Origin of the sequence: Polynucleobacter sp. MWH-Berg-3C6 (assembly GCF_018881855.1) — a bacterium.
GTDB lineage: Bacteria > Pseudomonadota > Gammaproteobacteria > Burkholderiales > Burkholderiaceae > Polynucleobacter.
In genome coordinates, this window is sequence record NZ_JACVPN010000002.1 from 12,446 (window position 1) to 26,994 (window position 14,549).

At 44.5% G+C, this 14,549-nt stretch carries 13 protein-coding genes; 5 read left to right on the forward strand and 8 right to left on the reverse strand.

The genetic code is table 11. The features are described 5' to 3' along the window. Positions 1–4 precede the first annotated feature (4 nt). The 3 genes from ICN13_RS05030 to ICN13_RS05040 form a co-directional block, all read right to left on the reverse strand. Positions 5–4,459: a flagellin gene (locus ICN13_RS05030; protein ID WP_216139320.1), complete on the reverse strand. Its 4,455-nt coding sequence runs from the start codon at positions 4,457–4,459 to the stop codon at positions 5–7. Positions 4,460–4,597: 138 nt separating this feature from the next. Continuing rightward, positions 4,598–4,912, reverse strand: coding sequence for a hypothetical protein (locus ICN13_RS05035; RefSeq protein WP_216139321.1), 315 nt, complete (start codon positions 4,910–4,912; stop codon positions 4,598–4,600). A gap of 10 nt (positions 4,913–4,922) precedes the next feature. Continuing rightward, positions 4,923–6,368, reverse strand: a complete 1,446-nt coding sequence (locus tag ICN13_RS05040; protein ID WP_216139322.1) for an NAD-dependent succinate-semialdehyde dehydrogenase — start codon at positions 6,366–6,368, stop codon at positions 4,923–4,925. Between the two features lie 192 nt (positions 6,369–6,560). Between ICN13_RS05040 and ICN13_RS05045 the strand changes: the two genes are divergently transcribed. From ICN13_RS05045 to ICN13_RS05055, 3 genes are all read left to right on the forward strand, one after another. Beyond that, complete coding sequence (locus ICN13_RS05045; RefSeq protein WP_216139323.1) at positions 6,561–7,355, forward strand: DUF4239 domain-containing protein; 795 nt, start codon at positions 6,561–6,563, stop codon at positions 7,353–7,355. Between the two features lie 16 nt (positions 7,356–7,371). Continuing rightward, the gene (locus tag ICN13_RS05050) at positions 7,372–8,241 is read left to right on the forward strand and encodes a CoA ester lyase (RefSeq protein ID WP_216139324.1); all 870 of its coding nucleotides are present in this window, start codon (positions 7,372–7,374) and stop codon (positions 8,239–8,241) included. 277 nt (positions 8,242–8,518) lie between these two features. Then, complete coding sequence (locus tag ICN13_RS05055) at positions 8,519–8,737, forward strand: hypothetical protein (RefSeq protein WP_216139325.1); 219 nt, start codon at positions 8,519–8,521, stop codon at positions 8,735–8,737. A 6-nt stretch (positions 8,738–8,743) separates the two neighbouring features. Here ICN13_RS05055 and ICN13_RS05060 read toward each other — a convergent pair whose 3' ends face one another. Continuing rightward, positions 8,744–9,121 carry a hypothetical protein gene (locus tag ICN13_RS05060; RefSeq protein WP_216139326.1) on the reverse strand — a complete coding sequence of 126 codons (378 nt, stop codon included), beginning with the start codon at positions 9,119–9,121 and terminating at the stop codon, positions 8,744–8,746. Between the two features lie 175 nt (positions 9,122–9,296). Between ICN13_RS05060 and ICN13_RS05065 the strand changes: the two genes are divergently transcribed. After that, entirely contained in the window at positions 9,297–9,968 is a 672-nt protein-coding gene (locus ICN13_RS05065) for an alpha/beta hydrolase (protein ID WP_216139327.1), read from the forward strand. Between the two features lie 2 nt (positions 9,969–9,970). Here ICN13_RS05065 and ICN13_RS05070 read toward each other — a convergent pair whose 3' ends face one another. The 3 genes from ICN13_RS05070 to pmbA all read right to left on the reverse strand — a co-directional run bounded on the left by ICN13_RS05070 (position 9,971) and on the right by pmbA (position 13,286). After that, a complete protein-coding gene (locus ICN13_RS05070; RefSeq protein WP_216139328.1) occupies positions 9,971–10,756 on the reverse strand; it encodes a sulfite exporter TauE/SafE family protein in 786 nt (261 codons plus the stop codon). An 81-nt stretch (positions 10,757–10,837) separates the two neighbouring features. Next, positions 10,838–11,920, reverse strand: a complete 1,083-nt coding sequence (locus tag ICN13_RS05075) for a TRAP transporter substrate-binding protein (RefSeq protein WP_216139329.1) — start codon at positions 11,918–11,920, stop codon at positions 10,838–10,840. A 19-nt stretch (positions 11,921–11,939) separates the two neighbouring features. Beyond that, positions 11,940–13,286 (reverse strand): metalloprotease PmbA, encoded by a 1,347-nt coding sequence (gene pmbA, locus ICN13_RS05080; protein ID WP_216139330.1) that lies wholly within the window; start codon positions 13,284–13,286, stop codon positions 11,940–11,942. A gap of 26 nt (positions 13,287–13,312) precedes the next feature. On the opposite strand from pmbA, the gene mog reads away from it, so the two are divergent. Beyond that, a complete protein-coding gene (gene mog, locus ICN13_RS05085; RefSeq protein ID WP_216139331.1) occupies positions 13,313–13,936 on the forward strand; it encodes a molybdopterin adenylyltransferase in 624 nt (207 codons plus the stop codon). A 27-nt stretch (positions 13,937–13,963) separates the two neighbouring features. Here mog and orn read toward each other — a convergent pair whose 3' ends face one another. Continuing rightward, complete coding sequence (gene orn / locus ICN13_RS05090; protein WP_216139332.1) at positions 13,964–14,548, reverse strand: oligoribonuclease; 585 nt, start codon at positions 14,546–14,548, stop codon at positions 13,964–13,966. Position 14,549 lies beyond the last annotated feature (1 nt).

Below are 14,549 nucleotides of genomic sequence, written 5' to 3' on the forward strand. Positions count from 1 at the left end.
CTAATTATTTTAGCAAGGAAAGGATCACATTCGGCATTTGGTTGGCTTGGGCCAGCATAGCGGCTGAGGCCTGTTGGAGGATCTTACTTCTAGTGAGGTTTGAAGTCTCGGAGGCGTAGTCAGTATCAACAATGCGACTATAAGCATCGCTTAAGTTACTAGAGAGGGTTTGCAGGTTATCAATTGCGTAGCTGATTGAATTAGAAAGTACACCCAACTCAGCGCGATTACTTGAATTAATGGTAATTGCGTTTGAAATCGAAGATACAGAAATGGCTGCTGATTGATGTGTAAATACGCCACCACCAATACTAGTCAAATTAATTGCTGAACCACCATTCGTTGCGGATAACTCAAATGAGTTGTCGTCATTTTTGATGACAAAGTAGTGTCCGCCTTCAGCTAGGCCGCCAATTACCGTGCCCCCATCAGCGCTATAAATAACTTCATCTCCAGTTGATAGGCCATGAGCTGTTGAATTAATTAAGTTTCCATTAACAGTAAAGCTCTGAGTGCCAATACCAGAACTAGTAAAGTTGATTGCTGGGCCGCCACTTGTTGCAGACAGTTCAAATTTAGTTGGGTCATTCGTAGTAATGGCGTAATACGTTTGATTATTGGTTAATCCACCAATTGCATTACCAGAATTATCGACGTGATACGTAATCGCTTGGCCATTTGTAAAGCCATGATTACCACTGCTATCGGTCAAAGTATTGGATATCGGACTAAAGTACTGCAGCCCACTACCAGGACCCGTTAAGGTAATTGCTGATCCACCAGGACTTTCTGATAGCTGAAAAGTATCAGGATCGGCGCTTGTAATTGCATAATAGGTGTGACCACTTGTCAGTCCACCTATTTCATTTCCAGATCCATCATTGGCAATATATAAGAGAGCTTCACCTGAGACAAAGCCATGTCCAGCTTTAGTTAAGTCATTTGAAGACATATAACTAAAGTTCTGAGGGCCTATACCAGCCGAGGTTAAGTTAACAGCAGTTCCTGCTTGCGCGTTACCAGAACTATCAGCTAACTCAAATTGAGTTGGATCATTCGTTGTTATAGCGTAATACGTTTGGTTATTTGTTAAGCCACCTATGGCATTGCTAGGGTTATCAACGTGATAAGTAATTGCTTGACCTGAAGTAAAGCCATGATTACCACTGGTATCGGTCAAGATTCCACCTGAGTGCGAAAAGTATTGATCACCACTCCCAGGGCTCGTTAAGATAATTGCTGATCCACCAGGACTTTCTGATAACTGGAAAGTATCAGGATCGGCGCTTGTAATTGCATAATAGGTGTGACCACTTATCAGCCCACCTATTTGATGCACAGGGCCATCATCAGCGCTATATAAAATAGCTTCACCTGAGACAAAGCCATGTCCAGCTTTAGTTAAGTCATTTGAAGACATATAACTAAAGTTCTGAGGGCCTATACCAGCCGTGGTTAAGTTGATTGCTGGGCCGCCACTTGTTGCAGACAGTTCAAATTTAGTTGGGTCATTCGTAGTAATGGCGTAATACGTTTGATTATTGGTTAATCCACCAATTGCATTACCAGAATTATCGACGTGATACGTAATCGCTTGGCCATTTGTAAAGCCATGATTACCACTGCTATCGGTCAAAGTATTGGATATCGGACTAAAGTACTGCAGCCCACTACCAGGACCCGTTAAGGTAATTGCTGATCCACCAGGACTTTCTGATAGCTGAAAAGTATCAGGATCGGCGCTTGTAATTGCATAATAGGTGTGACCACTTGTCAGTCCACCTATTTCATTCCCCGAGGGATCATTAACAACATAGTAAATGGCCTCACCCGAGGCAAAACCATGTGCAGTTGCAGTTATATCATTAGAGATTACATAACTAAAGCTCTGCGTACCAGTACCAGCTGAAGTTAAGTTAATTGCTGGGCCACCACTTGTTGCAGACAGTTCAAATTTAGTTGGGTCATTCGTTTCAATAGCGTAATACGTTTGGTTATTCGTTAAGCCACCAATTGCGTTACCAGGGTTACCCAAGCGATACCTAATGGCTTGGCCGGTTGTAAAGCCATGATTTCCACTGCTATCAATCAGAAAATCGGCGGTGGGAGTAAAACTTTGTACGCCACGTCCAGGGCTTGTTAAGGCAACGGCTTGCCCGCCTGGATTTGCTGCGAGTTGGAATGTATTCGGATCAGCGCTTGTAATTGCATAATAGGTTTGACCACTCGTCAGACCACCAATTTCATTGCCAGAGCCGTCATTGGCAACATATAAGAGAGCTTCGCCTGAGGCAAAACCATGTCCGGTTGCAGTTAAAGTATTAGAAGCTGAGAGACGGGTGAAGCTCTGTGTGTCAATGCCAAGACTCGTTAAATTGATTGCTGGACCGTCAATCCCTGCGGAGAGCTGAAATTTATTCGTACCAGCTGGAATCGCATAATAGATCGTATTGTTATCTAAACCACCGATTTCATTACCAGAAATATCGGTGTGATAATAAATAGGGGCATTCAATTCAAAACCATGGGCCTCAACTGTAGAAATCATATTGGTGTCTGTATTAACAAAATTAGAATCACCAGAGTTAAACGTTAACTTAGATTCTCTTACAAAATTTTGAGGACCAGAACCCTGACCTGAAAGGTTAATGGCTGATCCGCCAGGGCTTGCTGATAGTTGGAATGTATTTGGATCAGAAGTGGAAATAGCGTAATACGTACTACCATCTGCCAAACCACCGATTACACTACCCGAAGGATCTACGTGATAAACCACTGCATCGCCAGTAGTCAAGCCTCCAATATCAAGCAAAATAGTATTTGGTTGCAATACTGGATTACTTGTAAACGATGTAGTGTTGTTTAGCTGATTAGCATAATAGAATTGAGCCTTGCCAGTTCCATTCAAACTTGTTAAATCTATTGCATTACTGTTTTGAGCATTCTGGTAGGTTGTGGCGAGCTTAAAAGTATTGGTGCCGGTGCTAATAACAAAATAGGCAGTATTAGCTGAGACGCCGCCAATTTGAATTGGCGTTCCTCCTGGCAGAGTTGGCTGTGGGGTATAAAAAACTTCTTGGCCAGTTTGCAAGCCGTGGTTATTGGATTGAAACTGGTTTGTAGTCAAATTAATGTTGGAGAAAGAAATAAACTTTGAGTCTGGTGCATATTCAATTACCGCCCCATTTAAGTTTGTACTGGCATTGAATAAGACTGGGTTTCCCGATGAGTCCTGAAGTGTTATGCCGACGCCATCATTTCCCGATATTGTGTAAACACCAAAATCACTAAATCCGCCAATATTAGAAGCCGATCCTTGATGGAAGAAAATCTTGTCGTATAGGCCCCATTGAGGTTGATTTACTATCAAAACATTCGTTGATTCACCAGCGATACCAACTGAGTTCACATTAAACGTGTCAGAGCTATTAACATCGACAAAGTAAGCGTCAGTAGACGAACCTAGTCCAGTCAAGTCAATTGCCGTTCCAGCGCCTGCTTCAATTGAAGTACGTGCCAACTTAAATGAATTGCCATCAACACTACTAATGACAAAATAAGTGTGGCCATCCACCAATCCATCGATTACATTTCCAGATCCTTGGTGATAAACCAGCTGCTCGCCACCACTAAAGTTGTTTACTAAATTGAAAGTGTCGCTGGCATTTACAGTCCCTGCAACAGATGCTGGAGTGATCAGAACAGGGTCAGCTGTACCAAGATCAGCCTGGACCATTCCAATTTGTACTTCACCTGGGATCGAACTTGCAACACTAGTTGACGCCTGTATCTGACCGGCTGATGAAGTGGCTGCAATTGAAATTGCTAATTGACTTGCAGTCGCTTGTATCTGCTGTCCCGACGAGGTAGCTGAAATTGGACTCAGAAGTTCAACTGCTGCCTGAATCTGCCTCGCCAAGGAAACACTATCGACCGATGCTGAGCTTGTCTGCCCATTTAACCCAAGCGCTGGAATAGTTAACTCTGGAATGGTAAATGATGTCATTATCCCTACACCGCTACCAAAGCCGTAAGATGCACCAAAAATGGTCTCGTTGCTATTGAATTTTGTACGCTCTCGAATTCTGCCAATCTCATCTAGAAGACTATTGATTTCGCTATCAATAGCACCTTGCTGATCTGAGTTTAGAGTTGCGTCATTTTTTTGAGTTGTCAGAGTCAGCGCTCTTTGCAAAATCTGATTAACAACTTCCAGTGCGCCCTCAGCGGTCTGGACCAGCGAGCCGGCATTTTGGAGATTTCGGATCGATTGATCTGAGATATTGCGGACCCCCGCAATTCCTTCAGAAATACCTAGGCCGGCAGCATCATCTTTCGCACTATTGATCCTCTTGCCAGAGGACAGCCTTTGTACCGACGTGGCTACATCTGCCTGTGCAGTGGCCAGGCTCCTTTGCGCATAAAGGGATGCCATGTTGGTGGAGAGAATAGAGGGCATTAATCTATCTCAGGCGAATTCTGGTCGAAGAGTATCCATACGATACTAGCTACGGACATTTTTGGGAAAAGTTTAGGTATTTTGGGGATTTAATTCTAATTTCTATAATTCTTTAATAATCAGTAACTTACGTGATGATTAGCGTAGTAAAAACGGTCCTGACGGGGATATAGGGGCAAAAATATACGGAATTGGGGCATTAATCCTGTTTTGAGGGGTACCCGGCCCCTGGCCATCTACAAATCTGGGTGGATAGTAGGTTTGGCTAGATCGATCAAGATACGGCCGGTCAGAAGTGTCATACGGAGCCCAGGACTTTTGTTCTGGGGTGGCATCGGGAGACACAAATCGACCGGTATCCAGATTGGGGGCATAAGTATTAACTTGGGCGCCAACGGATGCGCTCCATGCCATGAAGGCAAAAGCGGTCAATCGATAAAGGTAGGTTTTCATATTCATACTCCTAAATGCCGCCCATGCAAAGATATTTCAACTCCAAATAATCTTCAATGCCATGTCGCGATCCTTCCCGACCAAGACCGCTCTCTTTAACACCACCAAATGGAGCAACTTCATTCGTGATGAGACCTTCATTAATACCAACCATGCCGTATTCAAGTGCTTCGGCCACTCGCCAAATGCGACCAATATTCTGACTGTAGAAATAGGCAGCTAAACCAAATTGAGTATCGTTCGCCATCTCTATGGCTTCAGCCTCAGTGGAAAACTTAAAAATTGGCGCCAGCGGCCCAAAAGTTTCCTCCCTAAAAGCGAGCATATCCCTGGTGGCGCCAGAAACCACAGTAGGCTCATAGAATGAGCCGCCCAAGGCATGACGTTTACCGCCAATCACTACTTTTCCACCTTTTTTGACTGCATCATTCACTTGCTCTTCTACTTTCGCAAGTGCTCTTTCATCAATCAACGGCCCAATCACAGTACCTGCCTCTGCGCCGCTGCCAACCTTAAAGGCGCCAACTGCTTTAGCAAACTTTTCAACAAACACATCATAGATGGAGTCTTGAACCATAATGCGGTTAGCGCATACACAGGTTTGTCCAGCGTTTCTATATTTAGAGGTAATGGCGCCCTTAACTGCTGCATCAATATCAGCATCATCAAAAACAATGAATGGTGCATTGCCGCCCAACTCCATAGAAACTTTTTTGACTGTCGTTGCACATTGCGCTAATAACAACTTGCCAATTTCGGTTGATCCAGTAAAGCTGAGTTTTTTGACAATCGGATTTGATGAAAACTCCCCACCAATTGCAGTAGCAGAACCCGTTACACACGAGAACACGCCCGGCGGAATACCAGCCTCTTCTGCTAATTGGCAGAGCGCCAATGCGCTAAATGGTGTTTGACTTGCGGGTTTCAAAACAATCGTACAGCCAGCTGCCAGGGCTGGGCCGACTTTACGAGTAATCATTGCTGATGGAAAGTTCCAAGGCGTAATCGCAGCACAAACACCAATGGCCTGCTTAATCACAATCAACCTTTTATCGCTAGCATGACCGGGAATGGTTTCACCATAAAGACGTTTTGCCTCTTCACCAAACCACTCAATAAAGGAAGCGCCGTAAGAAATCTCACCCTTACTCTCAGCAAGAGGCTTTCCTTGTTCTGCTGTCATCAGCTGTGCAAGTGCTTCTTGGTTCTTCATAATTAGATCAAACCAATTACGCAAGATGCGTGCACGCTCTTTGGCGGTTTTAGAACGCCATGCAGGCAAAGCCTGATTTGCGGCCTCAATCGCTCTGCGAGTTTCAGTGGCGCCCATATTCGGAACCGTGCCAATGAGCTCGCCTGTCGCAGGATTGGTAACCTCAATAGTGGCTTTGTTATCGGCCTCTACCCATTGGCCATTAATGTAGGCCTTTTCAAATTGGAAAGCGAATTTACTCATGTCTTGTGCGCTCAATGATCAGTTGTTTTTTAAGCTCCTTCATGCAGAAGGAATAAGCAATCTTAACCTCTTCTAGTTTCCTCTTCAGACACAATTGAAACCTTTTCCTTTTCTATCGAAATAGTTTAGGCTATAGCCTTAGTCTGGCAGTATTTACTCCCCCTTCACCACCCCTATCGATACGGCGCCATCATGGATCTCCCCTTACTAAGATATGCCCTTGAGTTTTCTGATGTTAGCCTTCGAATTGAGATATCTTTCATAGTGCTATCTCTTTGCCTCATCGCTTTCTGGTTCTTTCAAAAACTATTTCCAAACTTCCTTTTTGGAGAAGATTCTGAATTCGCGGGTTACATCTATAACGCCATGGGAATTGTATATAGCCTTGTATTTGCTTTTGTTACAGTGTTAGTTTGGCAAAATTACAATGGCGTGAGCGATGCTATTGCGAAAGAAGCGAGCACTCTAAATAATATGTACCGACTCTTTTCAGCCTTTCCGCCAGAGCTGGAAAAAAAGGGGCAGGAAGCCATTAAAGTCTATACAAAAACTGTTATCGAAGATGAGTGGCCGCTTCTTAGTAAAGATCAGTTCAGCGTTAAGGCCTATCAAGAATTATTGAAAATTGATTCTCTCGTTATTCATATTCAACCTCAGAACGCAGGCCAATCAAATGCCCATCTACAGATGCTACGCCTAGCATCCGAAGCTACTGAGCTGCGACGAAGTCGAGTCTACAATGCGCGCTTTGCATTGGCCTCCCCGGCATGGCTAGGGCTTCTGAGTAGCTCGCTCATTTTCTTATTATTCTCCTGCCTCTTCAAGATGAGATCAGCTAAAACTCATCTGACCCTCATACTATTCTTGGGTCTAACTATCGTGGGCGTTATATATTTCTTAGTGCTATTCATTCACCCATTTTTAGGCCCCATGGCTCTCGACCCTGGGCCCCTGATGAATTTACTCAAACTTTCTTGGACTTACTAAACCAAGCTTACTGAAAATGCTCAATACCAATCGCCCAAGGCGTTCTGTTCTGTACATGCCAGGGGCAAATACAAGAGCTCTAGAGAAAGCCAAAAGCCTGCCCGCTGATTCTTTGATCTTAGATTTAGAGGATGCAGTTGCCCCAGATGCAAAAGTGGCAGCAAGAGCTAATATCCTGGCAGCACTAGAATCTGGATTTGGCTATCGCGAGGCTGTTGTCAGAATCAATAGCCTCAATACTGCTTGGGGACTAGATGACTTAAAGACTTTTGTAAATAGCAAAGCAGATGCCATCGTATTGCCCAAGGTAGAGTCTGCTGCACAGGTGCAGGAAGTGGCCGCCCTACTGCAGCAATTGAATGCCTCAGCCAACTTGACTATCTGGGCCATGATTGAAACCCCCCTTGCTATCTTCAAGCTACAAGAAATTGCAAGCTCACACCCACTTCTCGAGGCATTGGTATTAGGAACTTCAGATCTCGTTAAAGATTTACATGCCCGCCATACCCCTAATCGGGTGGAGACTCAGACCGCACTATCTCTTGCAGTACTTGCCGCTAGAGCATATGGTCTTTGTGTTTTGGATGGAGTTCACCTCTCCTTGGATGATGATGCTGGCCTAAAGCAGTCCTGCATTCAAGGCAGAGACATGGGATTTGATGGCAAGACTCTCATTCACCCAAATCAAATTGCCTTAGCCAATGAAATCTTCGGGCCCTCAGCCATTGAAATTAGTGACGCCCAAGAAAAAATTGCTGCTTATGAAGCAGCAATTAAGGCTGGTACAGGAATTGCAGTACTCAATGGGAAGCTCATTGAAGAGCTACATATTCAGGATGCTAAAAGAATCTTGGCGCTGGCAATTGCCATGCAAAACAACTCTTGATCGTCATTTGTAAATTTGCTTTATTGAACACGTTTGAGATTAGCCGTATCTCACCGATAGCCATCCACAAGCAGAGATCATTTGTTCAAATAATGACAATTTAGTGACTTGCACTACTTGGGGGCGGGAAGCTGATTAAATCTTTGCCAATAATGGAAAAAAGCTCCACCAAAGGGCCTTATTACCACCCCTTTGAAAAACCCAAAAATGGTGCATTGGGTTGTCGAAATTGTGCAACCCTTGAAATGCTACTAATTTCTATAACCTAAGATAAGGCATGCGTATCAAAATTACAAAAAGCCTAGTACTAGAGACTCAAATTCAGGAGATAGAAATCCTTCCCGAGACCCTCTTTCCGGAGGGTGAGTATCTTGCAAATCTCACTCCCGATGGAAAGATTGAGATCATTAATACCAAGAAAATAAAGGCGCTATTTTCTTTTTCTCAATTTAGAGAAAAGGTAACTCTAGGTGAATTTGTTGTAGTGGAAAGCTAAATCGATTTAGTGATCTAAATCCAAACTCTGAACCAAGCTAGCAAGTTTGACAACTGACTCAAAGGCATTCAAGCGACTGGCCTCTACATCCAAGTTTTCCCAATTAAATTCTAATGAGAAGTGAGCTGATTCAATAATCAACTCATAACTTGAGCTAGCTTTATTGCTGGGATTAGCCTCTAACTCGTCCGTGATGGGTACCTTAACAGCCTCAATAGCATGAATCAGAATTTCTACTTCGGAGGGCGTAAGCTCCCGGCTATGCAGCACATCATCCGTTCTCTTAATGGAAATCTTCGATGCACCATCAATCACTACCTCATATTGATTTAAGCCTAGATCAAACCAAACGGTTAATTCAAGAGCAATCGGATAATTTTTCATTTAATCCACCTCTTCAGCATTGGGTTCATCGAGATGCGCTTTGTGGGCTTTTAGTATTGCTTGCAGTACTGTGAAACCATATTACACCCCAATAGCCCCAAGTGGCCACAAGGGAGTATTTTGAGGTACCCTATTGGTCTTCAATATTAAGAACCCCATACCTACTGGACATCCCATGGAATTACTACCCTGCATCGAATTAGAGACAGCTCCAAACCCGAAGGCAGCTGTTATTTGGCTACATGGTCTTGGTGCTGACGGAAATGACTTTGTTCCCATCATTCCAGAGCTCAATTTAAGCGGCTGTCCTGGCATTCGATTTGTGTTTCCGAGCGCACCCAGTATGCCAGTCACTGTTAATGGTGGTTATGTCATGCCAGCTTGGTATGACATTGTTGGGCGCAATCTGATGGATCAAGAAGATGCTACCGGCATCCAGAAATCGGCTGCATCGATTGTTCAATTAATTGAGCATGAAGCCAGTCGCGGTATTGCTTATGAAAATATTGTCTTGGCTGGTTTCTCGCAAGGTTGTGCAATGGTCCTACAAACTGGCTTGCGCTTTCCACAAAAGTTAGCCGGCATTATTGCCCTGTCAGGATATTTACCGCTCGCAGCAACTCTGCCGATTGAAAAACACTTAGCAAACCAAGACACGCCTATTTTTATGGCCCATGGTGAATATGATCCAGTTGTTGCGCTTGACCGCGCCCAAGCCTCTCATGCTCTGCTTAAAAAGATGGGGTATTCAGTAGACTGGAATGAATATCCAATGGAGCATTCGGTCAACCGTGAAGAGTTGACTGATATCTCCCGCTTCTTGCAACAGGTTCTTGGCGCTCAATAAACCTAGATCAAGCCGTCAGCAATCAGCTTGATACTGGCTATTAGCAAGAAGAATTGCACGATACGGTAATACCACTTCATAGAAATTCTCTTGGCTAGATAGAATCCGAGATATACGCCCACTGGCACGCAAGGCAGGAGAATCACTGAAGTGGCTAACTGCTTGAAATTAAGCAAATCTAAATAAGCGTAAGGACCTAACTTACCAAAATTAATAAAGGTGAAAAACACACCCAAGGTAGAGGTGTACACCATTGGTAATAACTTCTCTCGCAACATAAAGATAGTAATGGGTGGGCCGCCATTGTGGGCTACAAAAGAGGTAAATCCGGAAGTAAGGCCCATCAAACGACCTAACCAAGGATAGGGCTGCGCCTCCTTCAAATCAAAATGCGATGTGACTAACATCTGAATTAAAAACAGCATGATGAAAATGCCCACGAAAAGCGTTAATGCTTTAGGCGTAATGATGGTGAAAAAAATCATTCCGAGTAGCATTCCAATTAACGCAGGTGGAATAATGAGTTTCAGGATGCGCCAATTGGCATTCTTCAGAAAACGCTGAATACCCACCAAATCAATCGCAATGAGTAATGGCAGCAAAATAGCTAGCGCCTCATTAATACTGGATTGACTGGCCATAATAGGCAAAGAAAGTACTCCCAAGCCAGCACCAAAGCCACTCTTTGAGATTCCCACCACAACCACACTCACAATTGCGCAAATAAAAAATGTTAGCGAGTGTGCATTGAAAGATTCAACAACTGGAAAGATAAGGGTGTCGAGCATCACAAAATACTAGCAAGTCTAATATCGTCTGACAGAAAAAGAAAAGGGCTTTGCAGCCCTTTGATAGCCTTAGTCAATTGTTTAGAGCTTCTTATTAAAGCTATATTGCGCAAAAGCTTGCTCTGCTACACCAAACCACTGAGCCTCCATGTTCCTAAAGACGCGATAGTCTTCAAAGATCTTCTTAAACTGAGGATTCTTAGCGGATTCTTCTGCATAGGTCTCTTGAGTAGCTTTAAAGCAGGCATCCATAATAGAAGTATTGAACTTACGCAACACTGCACCATTCTGAAGTAGGCGTTGTAATGCTGGCGGGTTCAATGCATCGTACTTCGCACACATGTCTGTATGCGCCTCAAAGCAGGCAGCCTCCCAAGCTGCTTGGTAAGCGGGTGGCAAAGAATCCCACTGCTTCTTATTTACCAAAAAAGAAAGGCCTGCAGCACCTTCCCAGAAGGCTGGATAGTAATAGTTCTTAGCAACTTTTGCTAAACCTAGTTTTTCATCATCGTATGGCCCAACAAATTCAGCAGCATCAATCGTGCCCTTTTCCAGAGCGGAATAAATTTCACCAGCAGGCAATTGCTGTGGTACCACTCCCAATTTCGCTAGCACCTGACCTGCAAAACCAGCGATTCGAAATTTCAAACCTTTAAGATCTTCTGGTGATTTGATTTCTTTACGAAACCAACCGCCCATCTGCGTTCCTGTTTGTCCACCTAAGAAATTCACTATGTTGTAACTGGCGTAAAGCTCACGCATCAGCTTCATACCATTGCCATGCAACATCCATGCCGTTTGCTGACGTGCCGTCATTCCAAAGGGTGCAGCAGTATCAAATATGAATGCGCTGTTCTTACCTAAATAGTAGTAACTAGCCGTATGCCCACACTCAACCGTACCATTTTGGACGGCATCCAATACTTGCAATGCAGGAACCACTTCACCAGCAGCAAATACTTTGACATTGAACTTACCATCAGTAGCTTTTCTTAAAGAGTTAGCAAATACCTCTGGGGTACCGTACAAGGTATCTAAAGATTTTGGAAAGCTAGAAACTAAACGCCAATTGAGAGTTGGCAGGTTTTGCGCAACGGCTGGTGCCCCAAGGGCTGCCGCACCCGCGCCAATAGTTGCCTTCTTTAGAAATGAACGTCTTTGCATTCCCATCTCCCCGTCGTGATTATTTTCCACCAACTGTCATTGAACCAATCAAAATAGAACCCGTTTCTTTGGTGCCTCGAATCAAGGTATCGCTACCAATCATGGCAATATCCAAGAGCATATCGCGAAGATTACCTGCAATCGTTACCTCTTCTACCGGATATTGAATTTCACCATTCTCAACCCAGTAACCAAACGCTCCACGGGAATAGTCTCCAGTAACATAATTCACGCCCTGACCCATTAACTCTGTAACCAAAAGACCTGTGCCCATTTCTTTTAATAGTGCAGGCAATCCACCCTTGCTTGTTTTTTTACTCTGCAGTGTTAAGTGATGTGCGCCACCAGCGTTACCAGTAGTTTTCATTCCCAGTTTGCGTGCGGAGTAAGTTGACAGAAAGTAGCCTTCTAATATTCCTTTATCAACCACCGTTCTTGGGGCAGTCTTCACACCCTCTTCATCAAATGGTGCACTACCAGTCATCGACTTGAGGTGGGGATTTTCATAGAGACTGATATGTTTTGGGAGCACCTGCTTACCCAGGCTATCGAGTAGAAAACTGGAGCGTCTATAAAGTGCACCGCCTGATACTGCCTGTACTAGGCCGCCCAATAATCCAGCCGCTAAAGGCGCTTCAAAGATCACGGGACAACGACGGGTTGTTAGCGATCTTGCCTTTAAACGAGAGAGGGCCCTTTGCGCCGCATACTTACCAATGGCAGCAGGATCAGCCAACTCTTCTGGAATGCGTGAGCTCGAATACCAATCATCGCGCTGCATATTGGATTGCTTGCCGCCTTCACTTGCAATAGGTGCGCAAGAAATATAGTGACGCGAAAATGGGTAGCCACCCATAAAGCCATGCGAGGTTCCCATCATGAAATGCGCGTGATGGGCAGATACAGAAGCGCCATCACTATTTTGAATTTGCTTGCTGACTGAAAATGCTGCACCCTCTGCAGTGCGCGCGATTTCTATTGCATGCGCTGCATCAATATTCCATGGATGAAATAAATCTAAATCGCGAGGCTTCTTTTCCAAGAGCTCACGCTCTGCTGGTCCCGCACAGTTATCTTCAGCCGTATGTTGAGCAATGTGATACGCAGCATCTACCGTTGCTTTCAAAGAGGCTTTAGAAAAATCGCTTGTACTAGCATTACCGCGGTGATGTCCTAAAAATACGGTAATTCCAACCTGCTTATCCAGGCTCTGCTCAATAGTCTCGACTTCACCCTTACGAACAGTTACGGATAGGCCCTGCCCCTCGGATACTTCGGCAACCGCGTCCGAAGCCCCTCTTCTTTTGGCTTCTTTAAGCAAGAAATCGACGATTTCTTGAAACTGGCTAGATGTATATGTAAACATGCCCTAATAATAGCTAGAATAGAAACATGAAGCATACCGAAGACCAAAAGCGCAGCACCCCAAATGAAGTCAAAATTGGCCTGATTTCAATCTCTGATCGAGCCAGCAAGGGTGTTTACCAGGATGAGGGGATCCCTGCTCTGAAGACCTGGCTCATGAATGCCCTGACCAACCCTTGTGTTTTCCATGAGCGCTTAATCGCTGATGAATCAGAAATCATTACCGAGACCATCGTGGAATTGGTAGATGAACTGGGATGCGATTTAGTCCTCACTACAGGTGGTACAGGCCCTTCTCGTAGAGATGTCACCCCCGAAGCAACGCTCGATGCTGGAACCCGTGAAATGCCCGGCTTTGGCGAACAAATGCGCCAAATTAGCCTGAAGTTTGTACCGACGGCAATTTTGTCAAGACAGGTTGCTGTTCTGAGAGAAATTGAGGGTCATGCAGCGCTCGTTATCAATTTACCCGGCCAACCAAAAGCCATTGCCGAAACGCTTGAGGGGCTCAAGGATGAAAACGGCAAACCGATTGTTCCCGGCATCTTTGCTGCAGTACCTTACTGCATTGACCTGATTGGTGGGCCTTATATTGAGACCCATGAAGAGGTTATTAAAGTCTTTAGGCCTAAGAGTGCTCTGAAGAAATAATTTCCTGAGTGCCGCTTTCGTTACCGCCTATTGCGGCAATGGGACAATAAATTTCTCACGGTAGTACTTGAGTTCTTCAATCGACTCTTCAATGTCGGCCAAAGCAGTATGAGCCTGTTTTTTGGTAAAGCCCTTTACCAGCTCTGGGTGCCAGCGCTTACATAATTCTTTCAGGGTTGAGACATCAATATTTCGATAATGAAAGTAAGCCTCTAATTTCGGCATGTACTTAGCCATAAAGCGGCGATCTTGACCAATCGTATTGCCACACATTGGTGCAATACCAGCCTTGATGTACTTCTTCAGAAAAGCAATGCACTCTGCTTCAACCGTTGCCTCATCCAATGTAGATGCTTTGACTTTATCAATCAAACCAGAGCGGCCATGGGTACCCTTATTCCATGCATCCATGGCATCTAAAACAGCGTCATCCTGATGCACTACCCAAACAGGGGCGGTAGCAATCGTATTGAGATGCGCATCGGTCACGATGATCGCTATCTCTAAAATTCTCTCGGTTTCGGGGTTTAAACCCGACATTTCCATATCCACCCAAATCAGGTGTTCATTGGCAGGGGCCGCTATCGCTGTTGTGTTAGTTTGTTCGCTCATA